Genomic DNA, 23,929 nt, shown 5'->3' with positions numbered 1-23,929 from the left:
TCTGAAGGGGCTTCCCTTCATTTAACAAAAATGTTAAACAATGGTCATGAACACGCTTCTGACCACATTTTCGGCCTTGTCCGATGCCACCCGATTCTCAATCGTCGAGCAGTTGATGCAGGACGGGGAATTGCCCGCCGGTGACCTGATTGATGGGCGCGGGATGTCGGGGGCTGCGATCTCGCGCCATCTGAAGGTGCTGCGCGAGGCCGGGCTGGTGCAACAGCGGATACAGGGCAGCCAGCGGATGTATTCGGTCCAGCCCGACGGGCTGCGCGCGATTGCCGAGTGGACCATCTCGAAACGGGAGTTCTGGGAAAACAGCCTGGACCGTTTGAACGCCTTGATTGAAAGGGAAAATTCATGGCCGAACTGAAACTGGAACGTGAGTTTCCGACCAGCACCGAAAATCTGTTTGCCTGGATCAGTGATGGCGCAAAGCTGTTGCAGTGGTGGGGCCCGGAAGGGATGCATGTGCCCGAGCATGATCTGGATTTTTCGCGCCTTGGGCCGTGGTACTCGGTCATGGAGAATGCGGAAGGCCAGAAATACAAAGTCTCGGGGCAGGTGACCCATATCGACCCGCCAAATTCGGTGGGCTTCACCTGGGGCTGGCATGACGATCAGGATCAGCGCGGCGCAGAAAGCCATGTGACGCTGACTGTCGAATCTGCGGGTGACTGCGCGCGGCTGATCCTGGATCACCGCGATCTGGGCGATGATGAGATCGCCGCGAACCACAATACCGGCTGGACCTCATCGCTGCGCAAGCTTGAGGCGCAATTTCAATAGATCTTTATCAGGGAGGAAAGAAATGCCCCAATATCTGTTTGTCTATCACGGCGGCAACACCCCAACCGACCCCGCCGAAGTCGAAGCGACCATGGCGGCCTGGGGCGCATGGTTCCAGAACATGGGTGACGCGCTGGACATCCCCGGCAATCCGGTGGGCCAGTCCTATACCGTCAGCTCGGGCGGTGTCGTCGATAACGGCGGTTCCAATCCGGCTTCGGGCTTTACCGTCGTCAAGGCCGCCAGCATGGATGCCGCGACCGAAATGGCCAAGGGCTGCCCCATGGTGGTGAACGGGTCAGGCTCGGTCGAAGTGGCTGAGGTCCACGAAATCGAGATGTGATGCCTTAGCCGGGGAAACCTGGTACAGGGCGGATCACGCCGCATTCCAGCCCACGGCGGCTGTATTGGATGGCGTTCATGAATTTGCGGGTGGCCGGGTGTTCGGCCTCCAGCACACCAAGGCTGACAAGAATGGCTGCAATGGCGCATTCGCTGGCGCGGGTGGTGCCATCGGTGATTTTCAATGCCACACCCATGCGTTTTTCCGGAATGATGGCGATGAACACCGCCTCGGCCCCGGTCTTGATCGCAACGCGGCCCTTCATGGCGCGCATCAATTCGGTGCAGGCACGGGTTTCGCCCGCGACCAGTTCGGGGTGTTTCATCATTGCAGCGGTTAGCTGCTGGGCTGCATCGCTGGCGCGATCCGACCGGTCGGCGGCCGAGGCAAACCAAGCCATCGACCGCGCCAAACCAACCAGCGATGTGGCAAAGTTCGGGGCCGAACAGCCGTCGATCCCATAGGCTGGGCTGGTCTCGCCCGTTGTTTCCTCAAGAGCTGACAGGCAAGCCTGTTGTACGGGGTGGTCGATCTCAAGATATTCCGGCCCGGCACCCATATGCTGCGCGACCGCCAGAAACCCGCAATGCTTGCCCGAACAGTTGTTGTGAATCTGGCAGGGCGTGTCATCGGCCAGGATCAGCCCGTCGCGGGCGGCCATGTCCTGTGGTTCTTGCGGACCACAGCGCAAATCATGTTCGGTCAGCCCCAGATGATCCAGCCAGGCCGTCACCCGATCGGTGTGAATGGCGGCCCCATTGTGGGAGGCACAGGCCAGCGCCAGATGTTCCGTATTCAACCCGTATTTTGCGGCCGCTCCGGATGTGATCAACGGCAGTGCCTGGATCATTTTGGCCGAGGATCGGGGATAGATCACCGCGTTCGGATCGCCCCAGCTTTGCACAATCTGGCCGGTATCATCACAGATGACAGCATGGCCCAAATGCAGGCTTTCCAGCAATGGCCCGCGCCACAGTTCGGTCATCGGTACTGGTTGTGTCATCTGAACCCTCCGTTACATGCGCAAAATTCTGCCAATCGCCCTTTCGCCTGTGGCGAAACCTGCGTTAGTGTGTGTATGTCGACAATCATCGGGATGCGCAACTTACCTGAGACGAACCGGCAGAGTTCGCAGGCATTTCCGATGGGTATGAGGTAATAGGTCGAGCTAGGAGGCTGGACAATGGGATCAAAGCTTGTCCGCGTGATCGCGGGCCTGTGTGTGGCGGGAATGGCCACAACTGCAATTGCGCAACAGGCGACCAGCACAAATCGAGTGGCGGCAAAAACGGATTGGAGCGTTTTCGTCGAAGATGATCCCACCGAATGCTGGAGCGTTTCAGCCCCCAAGGAAACCGTCAACACGCGCGGTGGCCGGGTTGTATCCGTCCGGCGCAGCGACATTCTGCTGTTCGTGTTCTATCGGCCCAACGCCGAGGTCAAAGGTCAGGTGACCTTTACCGGCGGGTATCCTTTTGCACCGGGGTCGACGGTAAATCTGGACATCGACGGCACCAAGTTTGAACTGATCACCGAAGGCGAATGGGCCTGGCCTGCGACGGCTGGCGAAGACCTGAAGGTGGTTGCTGCCATGAGGCGTGGCACCGAAGCTGTTTTGACAGCCCGGTCCGAACGCGGGACGCAAACCAAGGACACGTTTTCCCTTTTGGGGTTCACCGCAGCGATCGAAGACGCCGAAAAGCGCTGTACGAACTGAAGATAGCCCGCTGTGATGCAAACAACCCCGCCAATCCGGCGGGGTTTTTTGTGTCAAACAGGCGGTCATTCTTATTGGCCTAAGTGACGCCACGTACATTGAAATAGTTGATTCACATCAAAGTATGGAATTTCTGAATATGAACTACTTGGTTCAGCAGAAAAACAGGAGTCACGAGATGATGAACAAGAGCGTTGCAGTCCTTATGATGGTATGCGCCAGCTTTCTGAGTGCATGTGAAAAAGCCCCGGACACATATCCAATATCGGGTGAGCAATGCGGCCCGGAAGATCCGGTTAAAGATCTGACGCCGCCCAACTGCTTCTGAACGCAGGGTATGGGCACGGCGTAAAACGCGTGGTGCCCATGCCGGGATTCATAGATACGCCGCGTATTCGGATAAGATTTCAGAGCTCGAAGGTTGAATTTGTCCGAAACCTTTTGATCTTTGCGCCTATTCCTATATAGAGGCGCATCCCAAACCAGAATCCTTCGAGAAAAGCTATGTCAGCCAAAGCGCCGATCACCCAGGACGTCATGACCATCCCCCGCAAACTGCCGGAGGGTAAGATCAACCTCGTCGGTTTGACGCGCGATCAGTTGCGCGCGGCGCTGATCGACCATGGCACGCCTGAAAAGCAGGCCAAGATGCGCACCGGGCAAATCTGGCAATGGATCTATCAGTGGGGCGTCCGCGATTTCGCCGAGATGACCAATCTGGCCAAAGCTTACCGCGCGCAGTTGGCAGAAAATTTCGTCATCGAAATACCCGAGGTTATCACCCGTCAGGTGTCCGAGGACGGCACCCGCAAATATCTGGTCCGCATCGCAGGCGGGCACGAGGTTGAGGTTGTTTACATCCCCGAGGATGACCGGGGCACGCTGTGTATCTCGTCTCAGGTCGGGTGTACGCTGACCTGTTCGTTCTGCCACACGGGCACGCAGAAACTGGTGCGCAATCTGACGGCGGCCGAGATTGTCGGTCAGGTGATGATGGCGCGCGACGATCTTGACGAATGGCCGGTACCGGGGACGCGTACGGATGATACCCGTCTGCTGTCGAACATCGTTCTGATGGGCATGGGTGAGCCACTGTATAATTTTGAAAACGTCCGTGACGCGATGAAAATCGCGATGGATCCCGAAGGGATTTCCCTGTCGCGTCGTCGCATTACCCTGTCGACGTCGGGCGTGGTGCCTGAAATTGCCCGCACGGCCGATGAAATCGGCTGTTTGCTGGCGATCTCGTTCCATGCAACCACGGATGAGGTCCGCGACTTTCTGGTGCCGATCAACAAGCGCTGGAATATCGAAGAGCTGTTGCAAGCGTTGGCCAACTATCCCAAAGTTTCGAATTCCGAACGGATCACGTTTGAATACGTCATGCTGGATGGGATCAATGACAGTGATGCAGATGCGCATCGTCTGATCGACCATATCAAGCGCCACAACATTGCGGCCAAGATCAATCTGATCCCGTTCAACGAATGGCCCGGCGCGCCGTATAAGCGCAGTTCAAACAACCGTATCCACGCGTTTGCCAAAATCATCCATCAGGCGGGCTATGCCTCGCCCATCCGCAAGACGCGGGGCGAGGATATCATGGCGGCCTGCGGTCAATTGAAATCGGCCACCGAGCGCGCCCGCAAGTCACGCAAACAGATCGAGGCCGAAGCAGGGCTGCAAGATCAAAGCTGAACTTGCCGGTTGTCTTGCGGCGGTTGGCAATAATTTAATGTTCGACCGCTGTTTTTTGCATTCAGAATTTGGTATGTTTTAGGGGTCAAAGCCGGATCGGCGCGCTTCACTCTTGCGCACAAAGCGGTGAATTCCGTGTTCTGGCTGTGGCGCGTTTGTTCAGGGCCGCTATCTTATTTTATGCGTGACGTGCGGCGTTCAGGCGAACCTTATGAACCAGGTGGGCCATCCATATGTTTTTACGATTTACACGGCTGTTTTCGATCCCCCTTACAATATTGGTGTTTTCGGGCGCGTCCGTCACCCATGTCGCGGCACAATCAACCGATGAGAACGCGCATCTTGCCATCGAGAATCCGGCGGATTTGTCCAAGGACGAAGCGCTGGGCATTTACCAATCGTTGCAGCGGCGCATGGCGCGCGGCTATGGTGCGGCGCAGTTGGATTTGCTGCTGAACTATCAGAACTGGCCGCTGTTCAACAATGCGCCCTATATTTCGGCCACACATGGGCAGCGTTTTGTGAACAGCTATGCCAATCGCATGGCGCATAACTATGGCACGTTGAAAGAAGGCGAAAAGCTGCCCATGGGGTCGGTGCTGGCCAAGGACAGCGTGACCGTCACTGATGAGGGCAACATCCATCCCGGCGCCTTGTTCGTGATGGAGAAACTGCCCGAAGGAACCAGCCCCGAAACGGCGGATTGGCGATACATCATGGTGATGCCGGACGGATCGTTGTTTGGCGATACCATGGGCGCGCGTGCCAGCGCGGTCGCCTATTGCCACGCCTGCCATGAGGCGGTGGCGGATCGGGACTATACCTTTTTCGTGCCCGAGGAATACATCGCCGGAGATTGATTACCTGCGCCCGAAACGCGCGGCTCCGATCACTTTGATCAGGGTTTGGCGCACGGGCTCGGGCTGTGCGTCCACCGCCTTCAGCACCTCGCGCAGCTCGGCGCGCAGGCCGTGCATCTGGTCGATCAGGGAAATCATCATCGACAACGCATCAGGTTCCATCTCGTACTGATCATGCAGCTCGCAGGCCAGCTCCAGCCGCGCCACGTCGAGGCTGTGATAGACAAGGCCGCTATCCGTCTGCTCGGGGATCACGATCTCGGCGGCCAGATATTCGGTCAACCGGGTCGATGTCAGGCGGGTAACGGATGTGATCAGTTCCTTTTCGGTCAGGGTGCGGGTCATGACGGCATTCCTTTGCGCGGATCATAACGGTGGTTTTCGCGCCATGTCTCCATGAATTGCTTCAGCTCATCGTCGATCTGATCCGGCATCGAAACCGTCAGCTCGATCAGCTGATCCCCCCGGTCGGACGAGCCGCGTTTTTTGACCCCCTTACCGCGCAGGCGCAGGGTCTTGCCGCTGCTGGTGCCCGCCGGGACGCTGACATTCACGCCGCCGTCAATGGTGGGGGCGGGGACTTTGCCACCCAGAATCGCCTCATCCAGGGTGATCGGCAGGGTGATGTGAATGTCGTCACCCTGACGGTCGAAGACGGGGTGCTTTGCCACCGACACCGACACCAGCGCATCACCCGGGGGGCCGTCGCCAAAGCCCGGATCGCCCTTGCCGCGCAGGCGGATGGTCTGGCCGTCGGTGATGCCTGCGGGGATCTTGACCTCGATCCGGTCACCATCGGGCAGGGTCAGTTTCTGACTGGCCCCGAATACCGCATCCAGAAAGCTGATTTGTAGATTATAGGCGCGATTGTGGCCCGGTGCGTGGAATTCCTGCGTGCGCTGACCATAGCCGCCGCGCCCGCGCATGAACTCGGCAAAGATGTCCGACATGTCGTCCGGGTCCGCTGCGCGCCCGCGATAGGGGTTTCCCGCAGCCTCGGCATGGTCGCGGTAATATTGCTGCTGCGGGCGTTCCTGACCCGAGGCATCAATTTCACCCCTGTCATAGCGCGCGCGGGTATCGGGGTCTTTCAGCAGGTCATAGGCTGCTGCGGCGGCCTTGAACCTGTCTTCGGCCTCGGCGTCACCGGGTTTCAGGTCCGGGTGACATTCCTTGGCAATGCGCCGGTACGCCTTTTTGATCTCGGCGGCGCTGGCGTCTTTGGCGACGCCAAGGGCAGAATAGGGATCGTCGCTCATCTCACCTCTCGCGGATGTGGCAGGGCTGATCTTGATGAATGTATTTTATCATGCGATTTCAATAGCCCAAAAGGAAGAGGCTTTTGAAACCGCTCGCAAATTTCTGCGCGTCTGTTAACATATGCATATTTCGAACTGTTGACTGACGGAGACCCCCATGTCGCGCAGAATAAAATCCGCTTTGGCCCTGTTGGCCGGGAATGCCATAGGTTTGTTGCTGGCCATGCTGCTGCTAAGCGGGTTTTCGATCCGGCCCCTGTCGTTCATCGTGGTGGTGATCGTTTTCACGCTGGTTCAGGTGATCGCCGAACCGCTGATCCTGAAAATCGGTGAAAAGGACGTGCCTGCACTGAAGGGTGGGATTGCTCTGGTCGTGACCTTTGTGGGCTTGCTGGTGACCGATTGGATCACCGCCGGGCTGACGATTGGTGGAATTTCCAACCTTCTGGCCGCAACATTGCTGGTCTGGCTGGGGGCGTTGATCGCCAGCGTTGTGCTGCCGATCTTTGTGTTCAAGGAACTGCGCGAGCCTAAGAAGTAATCACAGCGCGTTCAGGCTGGCCTCGATCGCCTGCCACAGCTCCTCCACCGGTTCGCATCCAACAGACAGGCGGATAAAGGCGGGGTCGACATCGTCGCCCCATCGCGCGCGTCGTTCGGCGGAACTGTGCACGCCGCCAAAGGATGTTGCGGGCCGCAGCATGGGGCAGCTGTTGATGAAGGTCTCGGCCTTGGCCTCATCCTCCAACGTGATCGACAGCAGGAACCCGAACCGCGCGGCCTGCGCTTTGGCCAGCGAGTGCGAAGGATCACCGGGCAGGCCGGGATAGCGGATTTGCTTGACCGCCGCATGATCCGCCAGCCGTTCGGCCAGCACCTGCGCCGAAGAACACATCCGGTCGAACCGCACGTCCAGCGTTTCCAGCCCGCGATGCAGCAGCCACGCCTCATGCGGGCCGGGGATCGCGCCCGAAACCCGCCGCCATTCCTCGACCCGTTCCATGATTTCCGCGTTGCGGCTGGCCACATGGCCCATTAGCAGGTCGGAATGCCCGCCCATGGCCTTGGTGTCCGAGGCGACAACCACATCCACCCCCATGTCCAGCGGACGCTGCCCCAAGGGGGTCATGGTCGTGTTGTCAGCAATCGTGATGCCGCCTGCCGCGCGCACTGCGGCGGCGATGGCGGGCAGGTCCATCATGTCCAGCCCGGGGTTCGAGGGGCTTTCGACAAAGACCACGTCAAATCCGTCAAGCCCGCCGTCGGTGAAGGCGGTGGTCGGGCGTTCGGTGACGGAAACGCCCAGATTGGACAGGAACCGATCCGCCAGCACTCGCGTCACGTAATAGCCGTCAGACGGGATCAGGATGCGCGACCCGGACTTTACGGTCGCAAACAACGCCGCCGAAATTGCCCCCATGCCCGACGGAAATGTCAGGCAGGGCGCGTCTTCCAGATGCGCCAGCACATGTTCAAGATGTTCCCATGTCGGGTTGTTCACACGACCGTAGAAATCATGCCCGTCAGCTGCGCCCGGCAGGTGGAACATGCTGCTTTGGGTCAGCGGCAGGGCCACCGGCTCACCTTTGTTCAGGGCATTGCCGCGCAGGTGCAGCATCTCTCCGGTCTTTGGCGCCATGGCTCAGCGCCCCGGGATTTCGTCGCGGGGCGGGGCGGGTTGCCAGTTGTCGATGATATCCACCGCCTCTTGCGCGGTGTCGACAAAGCGGAACAGATCCAGATCCTCGTCCGAGATGGTGCCCGCGTCTGCCAGCGCCTCCCAGTTGATGACCTTTTCCCAGAATTCGCGGCCAAACAGCAGGAAGGGCACGCGCTCCATGCGGCCAGTTTGAATCAGGGTCAGGGATTCGAACAGCTCATCCATGGTGCCAAAGCCGCCGGGAAAGATGGTGATGGCGCGGGCGCGCATCAGGAAGTGCATCTTGCGGATGGCGAAATAGTGGAAATTGAAGCTGAGCTCGGGCGTCACATACTCATTCGGTGCCTGCTCGTGCGGCAGCACGATGTTCAACCCGATGGAACAGCCGCCCGCGTCCTGCGCGCCACGGTTTCCGGCCTCCATCACGCCGGGGCCGCCGCCGGTGACGATCACATTCTCGCGGCAGCCGGTTTCATTGGATTTCTCAGTCATCAGCCGGGCAAATTCCCGCGCCTCGTCGTAATATGTCGACAGACCGGCCAGCGTGTCCGTCCGCGCGGTGTGTCTCTGCGACGGCTCTGGAATGCGCGCACCGCCGAACATGACGATGGTCGAGGTGATCTCACGCTCGGTCATTATCATTTCGGGCTTGAGCAGTTCCAGTTGCAGGCGCACCGGACGCAGCTCATCCCGGCACAGGAAATCGTCATCAGCAAAGGCGAGGCGATAGGCAGACGAGCGGGTTTGCGGTGTGTCGGGCACCTCGCTCGCGGTGGAACGGTCAGTCTGCGCGTCGCGGAAAGGGCTGAGGCGGTCTTCTCTCATTGCTGGGGGTTCCCTGCTTGCGTGTTTCCAAAACAGCTATAGGGTTCGCGGGCAGAGCGCCAGTCACGGAAAGACACGAATGAATTGGAAAAGCGAAATTTCAGCAGCCGCCGATCGGATCGCCGGACATGCACAGGTAACGCCGATCATGGAAAGCCGCGCGCTTGGGCTGGACTATCCGGTCGAGATGAAGCTGGAACACCTGCAACACACCGGCAGCTTCAAGGCGCGTGGTGCGTTCAACACATTGCTTGGCGTGGATGTGCCGCAGGCTGGTATCGTGGCTGCATCGGGCGGTAATCACGGGGCAGCGGCGGCGTTTGCGGCACAAACACTGGGTTTTCCGGCCAAAATATTCGTGCCGGAACTGGCAGGCCCGTCCAAGATTGCCCTGATCGAACAGACCGGCGCGGATCTGAGCGTGGTGCCCGGCGAATACGCCAATGCCCTGACCGAGGCGAAATCTTTTGAAGAGGCCACAGGCGCGATGCAAATCCACGCCTATGACGCGCCCGCAACCGTGGCCGGGCAGGGCACATGTTTTGCTGAGTGGGACGCGCAGGGGCTAACGGCCGATACCGTTTTGATCGCGGTCGGTGGCGGCGGCCTGATCGCGGGCGCGCTGGGCTGGTTGCAGGGTGCGCGCAAGGTTGTGGCAGTGGAACCCGAGACCTCTTGCGCGCTGAATGCGGCGTTGCAGGCGGATGAGCCGGTGGATGTCACCGTTTCGGGCATCGCGGCCAATGCGCTGGGCGCGCGGCGCATCGGGTCGATCTGTTTCGAACTGGCGCAGGGGATGACATCGGTTCTGGTGCCGGATGCGGCCATTGCGCAGGCGCAGCAGATACTGTGGCAGGCGCATCGCATTCTGGTGGAACCGGCAGGCGCGACCGCATTGGCGGCGTTGATTTCAGGGGCGTATCAGCCCGCGCCGGACGAAAGGGTTGCGGTGCTGATCTGCGGTGGCAATGTCTCACCCGATCCGTTGAACGGCTGAATCCGGGCGATTGGCCGCAAAGCGTGCGGTCTGCGTCGCATTGCGGCCAGTCCCGCGCTTGCGTATAGGCAAGACCAACGTGAACAGATTCAGCAGGGAGCCGCCAAATGTCCAACGCGCAACTGGAAGCCGCCATCGAAGCCGCCTGGGAGGCGCGCGACACCATCACCCCCGCCACCACTGGTGAACAACGCGACGCGATCGAGGATACGCTGAACGCGCTGGACAGCGGGTCGTTGCGGGTTGCGGAAAAGCAGGCGAGCGGCGACTGGCATGTGAACCAATGGGCGAAAAAAGCGGTTCTGCTGGGCTTTCGAATCAAGGACATGGAAATCCAGTCCGGCGGCCCGCAGGATGGCGGCTGGTGGGACAAGGTGGACAGCAAGTTCGCCGGTTGGGGTGAGGACAACTGGCGATCTGCCGGTTTTCGCGCGGTGCCGAACTGCGTTGTCCGCAAATCCGCCTATATCGCGCCGGGCGTGGTTCTGATGCCGTCTTTCGTGAACCTTGGCGCTTATGTCGACGAGGGCACCATGGTTGATACATGGGCCACTGTTGGTTCCTGTGCGCAAATCGGCAAGAACGTCCACCTGTCGGGTGGCGTTGGTATCGGCGGTGTGCTTGAACCGATGCAGGCGGGTCCGACCATCATCGAAGACAACTGCTTTATCGGCGCGCGCTCTGAGGTGGTCGAAGGCTGCATCGTTCGCGAAGGTTCGGTTCTGGGTATGGGTGTGTTCATCGGCCAGTCCACCAAGATCGTGGATCGGGAAACCGGCGAGGTCATGTATGGCGAAGTGCCGCCCTATTCGGTGGTTGTTGCCGGTTCGATGCCGTCCAAGAACAACGTCAACCTGTATTGCGCGGTGATCGTGAAACGCGTGGACGAAAAGACCCGCTCGAAAACCGGGATCAACGAATTGCTGCGCGACTAATCCACGCGCAGATGGAAAACGGGGCTGTAGCGATCACCGCTGCAGCCCTTTTTTGTGGCCCGCTTATCCTTTGACCGGATAGCGATCGGGTTCCTCAAACACGTCGATGACCCGTGACCCGGCCTTGATCTTACCGCTATGTTCAACCCCGGAGGGGATCGAATAGCTGTCCCCGGGGCCGTAGGTTCTGGTTTCCCCGCCGATGGTCAGTTCAATTTCACCTTCGATCACGGTGCCCCATTGCGCCTTGTGGGAATGCGCGGGCAGCTCAAAATCCTTGAGGAATGTAAAGAACGCCACCAATCCCGCATCTGACCGGATCACCGCGGTTTGAACCACGTCTTCGGGGAACGGCACATCAAGGCCTGGAAACGCGGCAATGAAATCTGGATAGGGCATGAAGACGTCCTTTGATGATCGTTGCAGGGGTGTCGCGGGCACTATGGCTGCGCCGGGGGCTTCCTGCAATTCCCCGGCTGCTTGACCGGCAGCCAACACGCGGCTATGGCCCCCTGCATGGAAAAGCAAAAGAAACCCTCTCGTCAGCAAGTCTATACCCTGCTTGTGCAGATCGGCCGCAAGGACGGCGATGGCCTGCCCGAAGGTGCGACCGGGGCGGCACTGATGTGTTTTGCCAGCGGCGTGGACGAGGCCGAAGCCGTGCGCGAAACCGTGGCCATCCTGAAACAGGCTGATACCGCGCCGCTGGATGTAACCGGCTATGGCACATTGGCCGAGCGCGAGGCGCAGGGTCATGACATCGACCCGGATGAACGCGCATTGATGCAGCGGGCATTGGATGAAAACGCGGTTATCGTCGCACAGATGACGCCGTTTTTCGGCGACGAAGAAAAAGCCTAGTTCCGCACCCCGAACCACTTGCGATAAATTTCGTCATAGGTGCCGTCTTCGCGCAGCGACAGCAGGGCCTGATTGACGTCTTCGATCCGGGGCGATCCGGTCGGGAAGGCGATCCCGTAACTCTCGCGCAAAAAGACCCCGCCGGTCATGGATGCAATCCGGCGACCTTCGTGCGAGGCATAGTAGGACAGGATCGGCGCGTCGAAGACCACCGCATCCAGATCCTTGTCACGGAAGGCGGTCAGCATTTCATCCAGTCCGGCATATCCGACAAACTCGACCTCGCGCCGGGTCAGGAAGCTTGCGGCGGTCGATCCCGCAATGGTGCCTACCTGTTTGCCATAAAGGTCGTTGACCGAATTCACGTTGCCGGTGATCGCGTCCACCGTCATGACCGAGGTAATGCGGGCGGTAAAGACCGACACGATGAACAGCGACGACACCACCAGAATCACACCCAGCAAGCGGCCAAAGGGGGTGCGCGGCATCCGTTCCTCGAACCCGCCATTTACCACTAGGTTCAGCGCCCACCAGAACGACGGGAACCACGCCTCGTCCAGTTTGCGATCAAAATAGGGTTGCGAGCGGCGCTCGAACAGCCACATCAGCATCCCGCCACCCAGCAGAATGGCAAAGGCCAGGCCGATGGCGATGAACAGTTCACGCGATAACAGTGCCTGTAGCAGAGAGGGCCGGCGCGCGGCCTCGGAAGGGACCATGATCTGCAAGCCGGCCTCAAAGATTGGCTGACTGAAATCCATCTGCGTCTCGCGCGCGGCGGTGATCGAGATATTGGCGATGGCCAGATCGGCGGAACCGTCCCGCACCGCACCCAGCATATCACTGAAGGCATCGACCCGGTTGACCGAGTATTCCCAGTTCAGTGACTGGGCCAGCGCCTCGAGCAGTTCCATCGAAAAACCGGTTTGGGCCCCGTCCTCGACATAGGAAAACGGAGGGCGGGTCACCGTGGTGACATTCAGCGTTTGCGCCGGGCTTTGCTGTGCAATGCCAGCGAAAGTCAGGCAGACCAGTGCGAAAAGCGCGCGTATCATCGTTAATTTACCCATTTCGCGCGGCTCTAACGCAGATTTGAATAGCGCGGCAAGGTGGTCGCAGGGTAAAGGCCGGTGTTTTAATGGGGTGTTCGGCTGATACAGGCGCAAAAAAGCCTGCGGATTCGGCCGGGCAGGGGTTGGCAATCGGTCCAATTCGTTGAATCTGTGCGCGAAGGAACCAAAAGAGGTCCAGCCATGACAGATCCGGTAGAATTGACAGCAGAACTGATCCGTTGCCCATCAGTCACACCCGAAGAAGGCGGCGCATTGGTGTTGTTGGAGCAATTCCTGTCGAACGCAGGGTTCGACTGCACCCGTGTGGATCGTGGAGGTATCAGCAATCTGTTCGCGCGCTGGGGCGACAAAGGGCACGCGCGCAGCTTTGGATTCAATGGTCATACCGATGTTGTGCCGGTCGGGGATGCGGTGGCCTGGACCATGCCGCCCTTTGGCGCGGAAATCCGCGACGGCGTGATGTATGGGCGCGGAACCACCGATATGAAGTCGGCCGTGGCGGCCTTTGCGGCGGCGGCTGTGGATTTTGTGCGCGACACGCCTCCGGATGGGGCGGTGATCCTGACGATCACCGGCGATGAAGAAGGCGACGCGCTGGACGGCACCACGGCGCTGCTGGATCATATGGACCGCACGAATGAACGGATGTCCGTCTGTCTGGTGGGCGAGCCGACCTGCCCCAACATAATGGGCGAGATGATGAAAATTGGCAGGCGCGGCTCCATGACCGCCTGGTTCACGGTGACCGGCGTGCAGGGGCATTCGGCCTATCCGCATCGTGCCAAGAACCCGCTACCCGCGATGGCGCGGCTGATGCATCAACTGGCCAGCCACAAGCTGGATCAGGGATCGGATCATTTTGACGCCTCGACGCTGGCGGTTGTGAATATCGACACTGGCAACACGGCGACCAACGTGATCCCGGCGCAATGCAGCGGTGCGGTGAATATCCGTTTCAACGATCTGCATTCCGGCGCCGGGCTCAGCGACTGGCTGCGCGCCGAGGCGCTGGCCGTGGCCGAAGCCTATGATGTTGAGGTCGACATACGCATCAAGATCTCGGGCGAAAGCTTTCTGACCCCGCCCGGACCGCTGTCCGATCTGGTCGCGCAGGCGGTCGAGGCGGAGACCGGCGTGCGCCCCGAGATGTCGACGACCGGGGGCACCTCGGACGCGCGGTTCATCAAGGATCACTGCCCGGTGGTCGAGTTTGGACTGGTGGGCCGGACCATGCATCAGGTGGATGAATGCGTCGAGGTGGCGCAGATCGAACAGCTCAAGGTGATCTACACGCGCATCCTGCGGGACTATTTCGCCTGACCCATGCAGCGCACACTTGTCATCATGGTGAAAGAGCCGCGACCGGGGCGGGTCAAGACCCGGCTGGGCCGCGATATCGGCATGGTTGGTGCGGCATGGTGGTTCCGGCATCAGACCCGGTCGCTGATCCGGCGGCTGCGCGACCCGCGCTGGCAGATCATTCTGGCGGTGGCCCCCGACCGCGAGGGGCTGACCAGTCGCATCTGGCCCGCCGACCTGCCGCGTGCGGCGCAGGGGCGGGGTGATCTGGGTGACCGCATGGCGCGGATGCTGCGCGGTATGCCCAACGGGCCTGTCTGTCTGATTGGTGCTGATATTCCGGGGATCACACGCGGACATATCGCGGGGGCCTTTGGCGCGCTGGGGCGCGCGCAGATGGTGTTCGGCCCCGCGCCGGACGGTGGCTATTGGCTGGTTGGCGCGCAGCGCTATGGGGCGCTGCCTAAGGGTTTGTTCGGCAATGTCCGCTGGTCCACGGAACATGCGCTGGCCGATACGCTGGCCTCGGTTCCCGGTTCCCGCGTGGCCTTTCTGGACCCGTTGCGCGATGTCGATACGGTGGCCGATCTGCAATCCTGACCCGCCGTTCCGTTTTTTGGTCATGACGCAGTCGCATCCGCGTGTTAGGCCGAAATCATGACACGCATCCCCACCAAGCAAGAGGTCCTTGATTGGATCTCGGCGAACCCGACCCTGACTTCGAAACGCGATATCGCCAAGGCCTTTGGTATCAAGGGCGCGGATCGGATCGACCTCAAGCGTATCCTCAAGGAGCTTGAGGCCGAAGGCCATCTGGAAAAGCGCAACCGCAGCTATCGCGACCCGGACCGCCTGCCGCCCGTCAGCGTGTTGCAGGTCAAGGCCCCCAATGTAGATGGCGATCTGTTCGCGCGCCCGTTGGAATGGCATGGCAAAGGTGTGGAACCCATCGTTCTGATCATCCCCCGCGCCAGTGATCCCGCGCTGGGCGAGGGCGACCGCATATTGGCGCGTCTGACCGTAGTGCATGAAGAAGATCACAACTATGAGGCCCGCCTGATCCGGCGCATCGGCACCAACCCGCGCCGCATTGTCGGTATCTTTCGCAAGGGGGCCGAGGGCGGGCGGATCGTGCCCATCGACAAGGCCGGTTCGACCGAATGGCTTGTTGCCGATGGCGCTGTGCACGGGGCCAAGGATGGCGAGCTGGTCGAGGCTGAACAGGCTGGACCCAAGAACCGCATGGGCCTGCCGCGCGCGCGTATTGTCGAGCGGCTGGGTGATCCCACGGCCCCCAAGGCGGTTTCACTGATCGCAATCCATCAACACGGCATCCCCGATGACTTCCCCGACAAGGTGATCGACGAGGCCGACAAAGCCAAACCGGTTGGTCTGAATGGGCGCGAAGACCTGCGCGACATGCCGCTGCTCACCATCGACCCGTCAGATGCGCGCGATCACGATGATGCCTGTTATGCCCATGCCGATGACGACCCCAAGAACCCCGGCGGCCATGTGGTCTGGGTCGCCATCGCCGATGTCGCCGCCTATGTGCAGCCCGGCACGGCGCTGGACCGCGAGGCGCGCAAACGGGGCAACTCCAGCTATTTCCCCGACCGGGTGGTGCCGATGCTGCCCGACCGGCTGTCGGGTGATCTGTGTTCCCTGCACGAAGGCGTTCCGCGCGCCTGTATCGCCGTGCGGATGCAGATCGACGCCGATGGCACCAAGATCGGCCATCACTTTGTGCGCGGGCTTATGCGATCCGCCGCCTCGCTGCATTACGCCGAGGTGCAGGAGGCCATCGACGGCACCCCCAATGACCGTACAGGACCTTTGTTAGAGACGGTTCTGAAGCCGCTTTATGCCGCCTATGCGGCGCTGAAAAAGGCGCGCGCCGAACGCCAGCCGCTGGAGTTGGACCTGCCCGAACGCAAGATCATCCTCAGCGACGCGGGCGAGGTTCAAAGCGTGGCCTTCCGCGACCGTCTGGATGCGCACAAGCTGATCGAAGAATTCATGATCCTCGCCAATGTCGCCGCTGCCGAGACGCTGATCGCCAAGCGGCGTCCGCTGCTGTTCCGCGTGCACGAAGAACCGGCGCAGGAAAAACTGGAAAGCCTGCGGGAAACGGCGCAGGCGGCGGGCTTGAATCTGGCCAAGGGGCAGGTGCTGCAAACCCGCCACCTGAACGCGCTGCTGAATGCCGCCGCCGGGACCGAGGATGCAGAGCTGATCAACCTGTCCACGCTGCGGTCCATGGCGCAGGCCTATTACAACGCCGAAAACTTCGGTCATTTCGGGCTGGCGCTGCGGAACTATGCACATTTCACCTCGCCCATTCGCCGCTATGCCGACCTGATCGTGCACCGCGCGCTGATTTCGGCGCATGGCTGGGGCGAGGACGGGCTGACCGAGGAGGAAATCGCCCGGCTGGACGACACCGCCACGCATATCTCGGACACGGAACGCCGCTCGATGATGGCCGAACGGGACACGACCGACCGGTATCTGGCCGCCTACCTCAGCGAGCGGGTGGGCAATGAATTCTCTGGCCGGATCAGCGGTATTGCCCGGTTCGGGGCCTTCGTGAAGATGGACGAAACCGGTGCGGATGGGCTGGTTCCCGTACGCTCGTTAGGGCGGGAGTTTTTCCATTTCGACCGCGAGGCGGGAACATTGATGGGGTCGGACACCGGCCTGACCATTGCCATCGGCCAGCGCGTCACCGTGCGGCTGACCGCAGCGACCCCTGTAACCGGCGGGCTGGAACTGGAGCTGTTGTCGATTGACGACCAGGCCCTGCCGCGTGGGCGGGGGCCTGCGGGGCGCGGGGCGCGCCGCAAGACCGCCAGCTATAAACGCAAGAAAGACAAGATCAAGCGCAAGGTCGAACGCAAGCGCCGTCAAAAGTGATAGGTCAGCGCCCGCGCAATCAGCCAGCCATGGCGGGTTGCGTCGATCTGATCCGGGTCGTCGAACAGCACGGCACGGTTGCCGTCGATGCGATCCTCGCCCGGAAAGGCCGAGGTGAAATCACCCATGACACGGCTTTGGCAATGCACGAACAGGGCAAAGCTTGCCGCCTTGTGCCCGCCCAGCCGGATCGTGGTGCCTTTGGGCGCCAGATAGGCGGGCTGCCCCCAGCGCAGCGCCTCTTGCACCGGTTGGGCACCGGGCAGCGAACCCGCCGTTTCGAACACCAGCGCGCGCAGGGCCAGTGCGCCTGCGCGCGTGGCCTCGGGGAAGGCCTCGAAGGCGGCGGCAACGGCGGGGTCATCGAAACGTCTCATGCCAGCGGCAATGCCTCCTCCATCCGATCTACATAGCTGTTGAGCAGGTTATCCTGTTTGATGCGCCGGGTCAGCGGGGTATCGGCGGGTGTTGCGCGCATGGCCGCCAGCATCGGACCGACGCTCATATCTGCCGAGGTCGGGTGTTCCCCCAGCAAAAACGGCGATTGCCACAGGTAGGCCGAGATTGCCTCAAGGTCGCGCTCGACCCGATCCAATCGTTCCGCCGGTGAGAAGCGCCCGATGCCCTGGGTCCGAATTCCCCTAAGGACGGATTTGCGGATCGCGCCTGACACGGGTTTTCGGATCAGGGCCGGGATTTCGGCAAAGAACATCGCGCGCAGGATGGGCCAGACCGCATCATTGCCCCAGCGATCCAGAACGATGTGAAAATACAGGTGTTCCTCAGACATGCGGGTCAGCGTGCGGGCTTGTGCCTTTTGCACATCCGTCAGGCCCTGATCAAAATCCGCGCCCTGCGCCTCGAGCCATTCGCGGATCAGGTCGCTGTCAGGCACCAGCCGTTCGGGTGTGCGCAGAACGGGCAGTTTCTGATGCGGCATCTTGCGAGGGTCCAGCATGTCGGACCGCCGCCAGGCCTGGCCGGATTGTTGCAGCATCAGGGCCGTCTTGACACAGAACGGGCTGGCGCTGAACAGACCAAAGGCTGAAGGGTAGGTGAGAAGGGTCAACATCGTCTGCTCCATCATTGGGGATGTCCGGTTGATAACGGTCACTGATGACAGTTTCTGTCATCAGGTATAAGCTAAGCTTCGTCATGTCCCGCACCGCCCGCCTGTTCCAGTTGATGCAAGCCTTGCGCTCTGGCCCGTCGCCGAAAACATCGGCGCAGCTGGCGCAGGATCTTGGCGTTTCACCCCGCACCGTTCACCGCGACATAGATGCGCTGCGCGGGCTGGGTGCGGTCATCGACGGAGAGGCCGGGTTTGGTTTCACCCTGATCGAGGATGCAACACTGCCGCCGCTGGGCTTCACCGATGATGAGCTGGAGGCGCTGGTTCTTGGCCTGCGCGAGGTGCAGTCCATCGGCGATCCCGGACTGTCAGAGGCGGCCAGCGCGGTGTTGCGCAAATTGCAGGGTCGGTTGCCGCAGCGCCAGTCCCATCGCCTCAGCCATGCGGTCCTGACCGCAACACGTTTTGATCGTCCGGAAAAACCGACCATCGACGTGGCCGTCCTGCGGCAGGCCACCTGGGACGAGCGCGCGGTGGAATTTGCCTATTCCGATGCAAAGGGGCAGGAAACCCACCGCCGGGTGAACCCGCTGAGCATCGTCTACATGGATCGCTCCAGCATTCTGATTGGCTGGTGTCATCTGCGGCAGGATTTTCGTTTCTTCCGATTGGACAGGATGCAGAAGATGTCTGTATTGGATCAAAGCTTTAGGCCGAACCGTGTTCCCCTGCTGCGCGAGGCGTTGGCCCGCATCCGCGCCGAGCGGGAGGCAAAAGACCGTGAGGGGGCGGTTTGAACGCTTTGTGAAAGCCCGGTTTTGCGCTATTCTGTGCCCGAGCAGTAATCAGGAAAAACGGAATGCGTAAATGCATGGGTGGCGTCGTGGCCGCCGCATTATGGGCATCCATTGTGCAGGCGGAAACCCTGAACACGGCGGATCGGTCGAAGACCATTCAGCTGGCCTCGGCCGATGTGGCGGTGTCGCTCAGGCCGGTCGTGCGACCCTCAGCAAAGGAGTATCGGGTGTCTACCGAAGGAAACGCGCGATTTCAGGCGTGGCTTGGGGCGTTCCGCGACCGTGCGATTCAACAAGGCATTGCCCCTGCAACACTGGACCGGTCGCTGGCGGGTCTGACCTATGACAAGAAGATCATCGCGCGGGATCGAAATCAGGCCGAGTTTTCCAAGCCGATATGGGAGTATCTGGATGCCGCCGTGTCGGATACGCGGATTTCAAATGGCCGCGCCGGGCTGGAGCGTCATCACGCAACCCTGACCCGGATCGAGGCGCAATATGGCGTTGAAAAAGAGATCGTAACGGCGATCTGGGGGCTTGAAACGTCGTTCGGGACGTTCCGGGGCAGCAATCAGACCATCCGGTCGCTGGCGACGCTGGCCTTTGATGCACGGCGGGCGCAGTTCTTTGAAACCCAGCTGATCGCGGCGCTGCGGATCGTTCAGGCGGGGGATGTGAGCGCCGGAAACATGATCGGCAGCTGGGCCGGGGCGATGGGGCATACGCAGTTCATGCCGACCTCATATCTGGATCATGCGGTCGATTTTGACGGCGACGGGCGGCGCGATATCTGGTCGGATGATCCCACAGATGCGCTGGCCTCGGCCGCGTCCTATCTGGCGCGGCATGGCTGGACCAAGGGGCAGCCATGGGGGGCCGAGGTGCGCTTGCCAGATGGGTTCGATTTTGCCACGGCCAAACGCGATTATACGCTGAAACCGTCGGAATGGGCCGCGCGTGGCGTCACGGCGACGGACGGCTCGGACGTGGCGGATCACGGGCAGGCGGCGATCCTGCTGCCCGCAGGCGGGCGGGGCGTCGCACTGATGATCTTCGACAACTTCAGCGTGATCGAGAAATATAATGGCGCGGATGCTTATGTGATCGGCATTGGCCACCTGTCCGACCGTCTGGCAGGGCGCGGCCCGTTTCGATCCAACTGGCCCCGTGGCGACCGGGTGCTGAGTTTCACGGAACGCAAGGAATTGCAGACGCGTCTGACACAGGCAGGGTTTGATACGCAGACCATTGATGGGCGCGTCGGTCCCAATACCATCAATGCAGTACGCGCCTATCAGGTGGCACAGGGGCTGCTGCCGGACGGTTATGCCAGCCTGAACCTGCTGGAACATTTGCGGTAAAGAAATCGGGCGGCCCGAAAAGACCGCCCGACCGATGTATTAGTTACCGATGGCCTCAGGAAGCGGCTTTCATCAGTCCTTTTTCGATGATTTCAGCATGGGCTTCATCCAGCGATTTGTGGATGCGCACGAACATCTCATCAATATCCGCAGGGGTCATAACCAGCGGTGGTGAGATGATCATCCGGTCGCCCACATGGCGCATGATCAGGTTGTTGGCAAAGCAATGCTCGCGGCAGATATAGCCGATTGTGCCCGGCTCGGACGCGAATTTGGCGCGGTTGGCCTTGTCTGGCGTCAGCGCGATAGAGGCCATCATGCCCACGATCCTGGCCTCACCCACCAGCGGGTGATCGGCCAGAGCCTCCCATTTCTTTTTCAGATGGGGGGCCGCGACGTCGCGGACATGGTCCAGAATGTTCTCTTCTTCCAGAATGCGCAGGTTTTCCAAGGCAACAGCCGCCGCGACCGGGTGGCCGGAATAGGTGTAGCCGTGATTGAACTCGGCCTTGCTGATCACTTCGGCAACCTCGTCGCACACGATGGACCCGCCAATCGGCGCATAGCCCGAGCTGAGGCCCTTGGCGATGGTCATGATATGCGGGGTGATGCCGACGGTCTGCGATCCGAACCAATTGCCGGTGCGGCCAAATCCGCAGATCACCTCGTCCGCGATCAGCAGGATTTCATACTTGTCGCAGATCCGCTGAATCTCGGGCCAATAGGTGTCGGGTGCCACGATGACGCCCCCGGCGCCCTGAACGGGCTCGGCGATAAAGGCGGCGACGCGGTCTTCGCCCAGTTCCAGAATCGCCTCTTCCAGCTCGCGAGCGCGGGCCAGGCCGAATTCCTCGGGCGACATGTTGCTGCCTTCGGCCCACCAGTTCGGCTGCCCGATGTGATGAATGTTCGGCACCACGCCGCCCTGCGCGTGCATGCCTGACATACCGCCCAGCGACGAAGCCCCCAGGGTCGAGCCGTGATAGGCATTTTCCCGGCTGATGATGATGTTCTTGTCCGGCTGGCCCTTTTCGGCCCAGTAGGTGCGCACCATGCGAAGGTTGGTGTCATTCGCCTCGGACCCGCCACCGGCAAAGAATACGTGGTTCAGGTCACCGGGGGCCAGCTCCGCCAGCTTGGCGGCCAGCGCGATGCCGGGCACATGGGTGGTTTTGAAGAACGTGTTGTAATAGGGCAGTTCGCGCATTTGGCGGGCCGCAACTTCGGGCAGTTCTTCGCGGCCATAGCCGATATTGACACACCACAGCCCGGCCATCGCGTCGAGGATCTTTTCCCCCTCGCTGTCGAACAAATAGGCACCTTTGGCCCTGGTGATGACGCGCACGCCATCTTCTGCCAGCGACGCATTGGTCGAGAAAGGGTGCATGTGATGGGCGGCGTCCAGCGCCTGCAATTCGGCGGTCGGCATGTGGTTCGTGATGGTCGTCATCGGAGAATCTCCTGCAAGAGCGGTTGCTCAACACAATATGATCAAATTTCTCACAGTCAATCGAATCGAATCGATTTAGGTGCTGGTCAGCGTATCCGCCATCAACTCCATACCCTGTTCGATGTCCTGCGCGGTGGCTTTGGCCACAAGATCGGCGTCCTGTTTGCGCAATGCCGTGATGATATCCTTATGGCGGTCAGGCAGGCATTGGGTGCCCAAGCGGCCGCTGACAACCCGCAGCGATGGCCCGAATCTAAGCCAGAGCCGCTCTGCCAGATCACTGAGAATCGGCGCATCGGCGTGGGAATACAGCGTTTCATGGAATGTGTGGTTCTGGCGCAGGTAACCGCTGACGTCACCGTCTATGATTGTGCGGTCCAACTGTTGGTCAATCTGTTCCAGGCGATCAATGTCCGTGGATTTGATGTTTACTGTCGCGCGACGAGAAAGTTCTGATTCTATTGAAATTCTGGCAAAAATCATCTGCTCGACATCGCGCCCCGACAACAGCGGTACGCTGACCCGTCGATTGCCCTGAAACATCAGCGCACCGTCCGAGATCAGCCGCCGGATGGCTTCGCGCACCGGGGTCATGCCAACACCCAGCGAATCAGTCAGCCCCTGTATCGTGACCGGCTGTCCGGGCACCAGTTCACCGTACATGATCTGCGATCTGAGCCTCTGGTACACACGTTCGTGAGCGGGTAGTTTGTCAGCATCCGCTGATGCGCCCGAAGCCTTATTTTTGATCAAATCCAATTGGTTTGCCCTGTTTCCGATGATGTTGACTTGCCAGGTGCCTGACCTCGTGAAACCATAAGTTGGATCGAGGGAAAACGCAAAACTTGATCAAATCCAAAAAAACGTGAAAATACACGCAAACCTGCAGGGAGACTAAAATGACAATCAAAACGCTGACACTGACAGCGGTCATCGCACTGGGGACTTCGGCGGCCTTTGCCGAAGAGGTGCGGGTTTACAACTGGTCCGACTACATTGACGAGGATCTTCTGAAGAAATTCGAAGAAGAAACCGGCCTGACCCTGGTCTACGATGTTTTCGACAGCAACGAAGTGTTGGAAACCAAGATGCTGGCTGGTGGGTCGGGCTATGATGTGGTGGTGCCCACAGGCACATTTCTTCAGCGCCAGATCCAAGCCGGCGCGTTTCAGGAACTGGACACATCCAAGCTTTCGAATGCAGACAACCTTTGGGACGTTATTCAGGAGCGCACCGCAGGCTACGATCCGAACAACGCCTACTCGATCAACTACATGTGGGGAACCACAGGCCTTGGCGTGAATGTCGGTAAGGTCAAAGAGGTACTGGGTGACGATGTTGCGCTGAACAGCATGGATCTGGTTCTGAAGCCGGAGAACATGGAAAAGCTGGCCGCCTGCGGCGTGCATTTCCTGGACGCGCCAGCCGAAATTCTTCCGATGACTCTGCAATACCTCGGTGAGGACCCCGACAGCCACGACAAGGATGTCATCGCCAAGACCGAAGAAGTGCTGACCAGCGTACGCCCCTATATCCAGAAATTCCACAGCTCGGAATATATCAACGCGCTGGCGAATGGGGATATCTGCGTGGCCGTCGGCTGGTCGGGTGATATTCTGCAGGCGCGCGATCGTGCGGTCGAAGCAGAAAACGGTGTCGAGATCGAATACCATCCGTTCGCCGAAGGTTCGCTGATGTGGTTCGACCAGATGGCCGTTCCGGTGGACGCGCCAAACCCGGAAGGCGCACATAAGTTCCTCGATTTCATTCTGGATGCCAACAACATGGCTGCCGCGTCGAACTATGTGTACTACGCCAACGGCAACAAGGCGTCTCAGGAGTTTCTTGAGGAAGACGTGATCGGCGATCCGGCGATTTACCCGGATGAGACCACGATGCAGAATCTCTACATCACAACGCCTTATCCGCAGAAAACGCAGCGTTCCGTGACCCGTCTCTGGACCAAGATCAAGTCCGGTACCTGACTCTCTGCGCGGGGCGACATCAACGTCCC

Annotated in this window: 27 protein-coding genes; 16 read left to right on the top strand and 11 right to left on the bottom strand. The window is 60.2% G+C overall.

From position 1 onward, the window contains the following. The first annotated feature begins 46 nt into the window (after positions 1-46). From JT51_RS16850 to JT51_RS16840, 3 genes are read left to right on the top strand one after another with little or no spacing between them, the layout of a single operon-like run. A complete protein-coding gene (locus tag JT51_RS16850; protein WP_037315489.1) occupies positions 47-376 on the top strand; it encodes an ArsR/SmtB family transcription factor in 330 nt (109 codons plus the stop codon). Continuing rightward, the gene (locus JT51_RS16845; protein WP_037315326.1) at positions 364-792 is read left to right on the top strand and encodes an SRPBCC family protein; all 429 of its coding nucleotides are present in this window, start codon (positions 364-366) and stop codon (positions 790-792) included. Before JT51_RS16850 ends, JT51_RS16845 begins: the two co-directional genes overlap by 13 nt. 22 nt (positions 793-814) lie before the next feature. After that, positions 815-1,135 (top strand): YciI family protein, encoded by a 321-nt coding sequence (locus JT51_RS16840; RefSeq protein WP_037315324.1) that lies wholly within the window; start codon positions 815-817, stop codon positions 1,133-1,135. 4 nt (positions 1,136-1,139) lie between these two features. On the opposite strand, the gene JT51_RS16835 is transcribed toward JT51_RS16840, so the two are convergent. Further along, positions 1,140-2,138, bottom strand: a complete 999-nt coding sequence (locus tag JT51_RS16835; RefSeq protein ID WP_037315322.1) for an asparaginase — start codon at positions 2,136-2,138, stop codon at positions 1,140-1,142. A 180-nt stretch (positions 2,139-2,318) separates the two neighbouring features. On the opposite strand from JT51_RS16835, the gene JT51_RS16830 reads away from it, so the two are divergent. The 3 genes from JT51_RS16830 (at position 2,319) to JT51_RS16815 (ending at position 5,410) form a co-directional block, all read left to right on the top strand. Next, positions 2,319-2,852, top strand: a complete 534-nt coding sequence (locus JT51_RS16830; protein ID WP_037315319.1) for an invasion associated locus B family protein — start codon at positions 2,319-2,321, stop codon at positions 2,850-2,852. Between the two features lie 504 nt (positions 2,853-3,356). Continuing rightward, the gene (gene rlmN, locus JT51_RS16820) at positions 3,357-4,550 is read left to right on the top strand and encodes a 23S rRNA (adenine(2503)-C(2))-methyltransferase RlmN (RefSeq protein ID WP_037315315.1); all 1,194 of its coding nucleotides are present in this window, start codon (positions 3,357-3,359) and stop codon (positions 4,548-4,550) included. A 233-nt stretch (positions 4,551-4,783) separates the two neighbouring features. After that, positions 4,784-5,410: a cytochrome P460 family protein gene (locus JT51_RS16815; protein ID WP_037315312.1), complete on the top strand. Its 627-nt coding sequence runs from the start codon at positions 4,784-4,786 to the stop codon at positions 5,408-5,410. Here JT51_RS16815 and JT51_RS16810 read toward each other — a convergent pair whose 3' ends face one another. Both JT51_RS16810 and JT51_RS16805 read right to left on the bottom strand, forming a co-directional pair. Next, on the bottom strand, positions 5,411-5,755 hold the full coding sequence (locus JT51_RS16810; RefSeq protein ID WP_037315309.1) for a hypothetical protein: 345 nt from the start codon (positions 5,753-5,755) through the stop codon (positions 5,411-5,413). It lies immediately after the preceding gene. After that, positions 5,752-6,669, bottom strand: a complete 918-nt coding sequence (locus JT51_RS16805; protein WP_037315306.1) for a DnaJ C-terminal domain-containing protein — start codon at positions 6,667-6,669, stop codon at positions 5,752-5,754. Before JT51_RS16805 ends, JT51_RS16810 begins: the two co-directional genes overlap by 4 nt. Before the next feature lie 157 nt (positions 6,670-6,826). Between JT51_RS16805 and JT51_RS16800 the strand changes: the two genes are divergently transcribed. Continuing rightward, complete coding sequence (locus tag JT51_RS16800; protein ID WP_037315304.1) at positions 6,827-7,210, top strand: phage holin family protein; 384 nt, start codon at positions 6,827-6,829, stop codon at positions 7,208-7,210. Here JT51_RS16800 and JT51_RS16795 read toward each other — a convergent pair whose 3' ends face one another. Together JT51_RS16795 and JT51_RS16790 are read right to left on the bottom strand one after the other, a co-directional pair. Next, complete coding sequence (locus JT51_RS16795; RefSeq protein WP_037315302.1) at positions 7,211-8,308, bottom strand: cystathionine gamma-lyase; 1,098 nt, start codon at positions 8,306-8,308, stop codon at positions 7,211-7,213. It abuts the gene before it with no gap. Positions 8,309-8,311: 3 nt separating this feature from the next. Next, positions 8,312-9,154, bottom strand: a complete 843-nt coding sequence (locus JT51_RS16790) for a TIGR00730 family Rossman fold protein (protein ID WP_037315299.1) — start codon at positions 9,152-9,154, stop codon at positions 8,312-8,314. A 79-nt stretch (positions 9,155-9,233) separates the two neighbouring features. Here JT51_RS16790 and JT51_RS16785 point away from each other — a divergent pair, with 79 nt between their 5' ends. Next, positions 9,234-10,151: a threonine/serine dehydratase gene (locus JT51_RS16785; protein WP_037315296.1), complete on the top strand. Its 918-nt coding sequence runs from the start codon at positions 9,234-9,236 to the stop codon at positions 10,149-10,151. A 107-nt stretch (positions 10,152-10,258) separates the two neighbouring features. Further along, on the top strand, positions 10,259-11,086 hold the full coding sequence (gene dapD / locus JT51_RS16780) for a 2,3,4,5-tetrahydropyridine-2,6-dicarboxylate N-succinyltransferase (RefSeq protein ID WP_037315293.1): 828 nt from the start codon (positions 10,259-10,261) through the stop codon (positions 11,084-11,086). A 63-nt stretch (positions 11,087-11,149) separates the two neighbouring features. Here dapD and JT51_RS16775 read toward each other — a convergent pair whose 3' ends face one another. Continuing rightward, on the bottom strand, positions 11,150-11,485 hold the full coding sequence (locus tag JT51_RS16775; RefSeq protein ID WP_037315486.1) for a cupin domain-containing protein: 336 nt from the start codon (positions 11,483-11,485) through the stop codon (positions 11,150-11,152). Positions 11,486-11,602: 117 nt separating this feature from the next. Here JT51_RS16775 and JT51_RS16770 point away from each other — a divergent pair, with 117 nt between their 5' ends. Next, positions 11,603-11,947: a hypothetical protein gene (locus JT51_RS16770; protein WP_051927618.1), complete on the top strand. Its 345-nt coding sequence runs from the start codon at positions 11,603-11,605 to the stop codon at positions 11,945-11,947. On the opposite strand, the gene JT51_RS16765 is transcribed toward JT51_RS16770, so the two are convergent. After that, positions 11,944-13,002, bottom strand: coding sequence for a transporter substrate-binding domain-containing protein (locus tag JT51_RS16765; RefSeq protein WP_037315288.1), 1,059 nt, complete (start codon positions 13,000-13,002; stop codon positions 11,944-11,946). The genes JT51_RS16770 and JT51_RS16765 overlap by 4 nt on opposite strands. 198 nt (positions 13,003-13,200) lie before the next feature. Between JT51_RS16765 and dapE the strand changes: the two genes are divergently transcribed. Genes dapE through rnr form a run of 3 tightly spaced genes read left to right on the top strand, consistent with a single transcriptional unit; the run spans position 13,201 to position 17,235 of the window. Beyond that, complete coding sequence (gene dapE, locus JT51_RS16760) at positions 13,201-14,340, top strand: succinyl-diaminopimelate desuccinylase (protein ID WP_037315286.1); 1,140 nt, start codon at positions 13,201-13,203, stop codon at positions 14,338-14,340. A 3-nt stretch (positions 14,341-14,343) separates the two neighbouring features. Then, complete coding sequence (locus JT51_RS16755) at positions 14,344-14,919, top strand: TIGR04282 family arsenosugar biosynthesis glycosyltransferase (RefSeq protein WP_037315284.1); 576 nt, start codon at positions 14,344-14,346, stop codon at positions 14,917-14,919. A 57-nt stretch (positions 14,920-14,976) separates the two neighbouring features. Continuing rightward, positions 14,977-17,235: a ribonuclease R gene (gene rnr, locus JT51_RS16750; RefSeq protein WP_037315281.1), complete on the top strand. Its 2,259-nt coding sequence runs from the start codon at positions 14,977-14,979 to the stop codon at positions 17,233-17,235. On the opposite strand, the gene JT51_RS16745 is transcribed toward rnr, so the two are convergent. Both JT51_RS16745 and JT51_RS16740 read right to left on the bottom strand, forming a co-directional pair. Next, positions 17,226-17,612 (bottom strand): DUF1801 domain-containing protein, encoded by a 387-nt coding sequence (locus JT51_RS16745; RefSeq protein WP_037315279.1) that lies wholly within the window; start codon positions 17,610-17,612, stop codon positions 17,226-17,228. The two genes, rnr and JT51_RS16745, sit on opposite strands and share 10 nt — an antisense overlap. Further along, the gene (locus tag JT51_RS16740; protein WP_037315483.1) at positions 17,609-18,307 is read right to left on the bottom strand and encodes a glutathione S-transferase family protein; all 699 of its coding nucleotides are present in this window, start codon (positions 18,305-18,307) and stop codon (positions 17,609-17,611) included. Before JT51_RS16740 ends, JT51_RS16745 begins: the two co-directional genes overlap by 4 nt. An 83-nt stretch (positions 18,308-18,390) precedes the next feature. On the opposite strand from JT51_RS16740, the gene JT51_RS16735 reads away from it, so the two are divergent. Next, positions 18,391-19,104, top strand: coding sequence for a helix-turn-helix transcriptional regulator (locus tag JT51_RS16735; protein ID WP_037315277.1), 714 nt, complete (start codon positions 18,391-18,393; stop codon positions 19,102-19,104). Positions 19,105-19,166: 62 nt separating this feature from the next. Next, positions 19,167-20,465, top strand: coding sequence for a lytic murein transglycosylase (locus JT51_RS16730; RefSeq protein ID WP_037315275.1), 1,299 nt, complete (start codon positions 19,167-19,169; stop codon positions 20,463-20,465). Between the two features lie 55 nt (positions 20,466-20,520). On the opposite strand, the gene JT51_RS16725 is transcribed toward JT51_RS16730, so the two are convergent. Beyond that, positions 20,521-21,915, bottom strand: coding sequence for an aspartate aminotransferase family protein (locus tag JT51_RS16725; RefSeq protein ID WP_037315272.1), 1,395 nt, complete (start codon positions 21,913-21,915; stop codon positions 20,521-20,523). Positions 21,916-21,990: 75 nt separating this feature from the next. After that, entirely contained in the window at positions 21,991-22,674 is a 684-nt protein-coding gene (locus JT51_RS16720) for a GntR family transcriptional regulator (protein ID WP_081894722.1), read from the bottom strand. 140 nt (positions 22,675-22,814) lie between these two features. Here JT51_RS16720 and JT51_RS16715 point away from each other — a divergent pair, with 140 nt between their 5' ends. Next, positions 22,815-23,900: a polyamine ABC transporter substrate-binding protein gene (locus tag JT51_RS16715; RefSeq protein WP_037315268.1), complete on the top strand. Its 1,086-nt coding sequence runs from the start codon at positions 22,815-22,817 to the stop codon at positions 23,898-23,900. Positions 23,901-23,929: the final 29 nt, after the last annotated feature.

It is taken from the genome of Ruegeria halocynthiae (genome assembly GCF_000743705.1).
Lineage (GTDB): Bacteria > Pseudomonadota > Alphaproteobacteria > Rhodobacterales > Rhodobacteraceae > Ruegeria > Ruegeria halocynthiae_B.
Note: the sequence above shows the minus strand (reverse complement) of the source record. Positions and strands in the feature narration are given on the sequence as shown.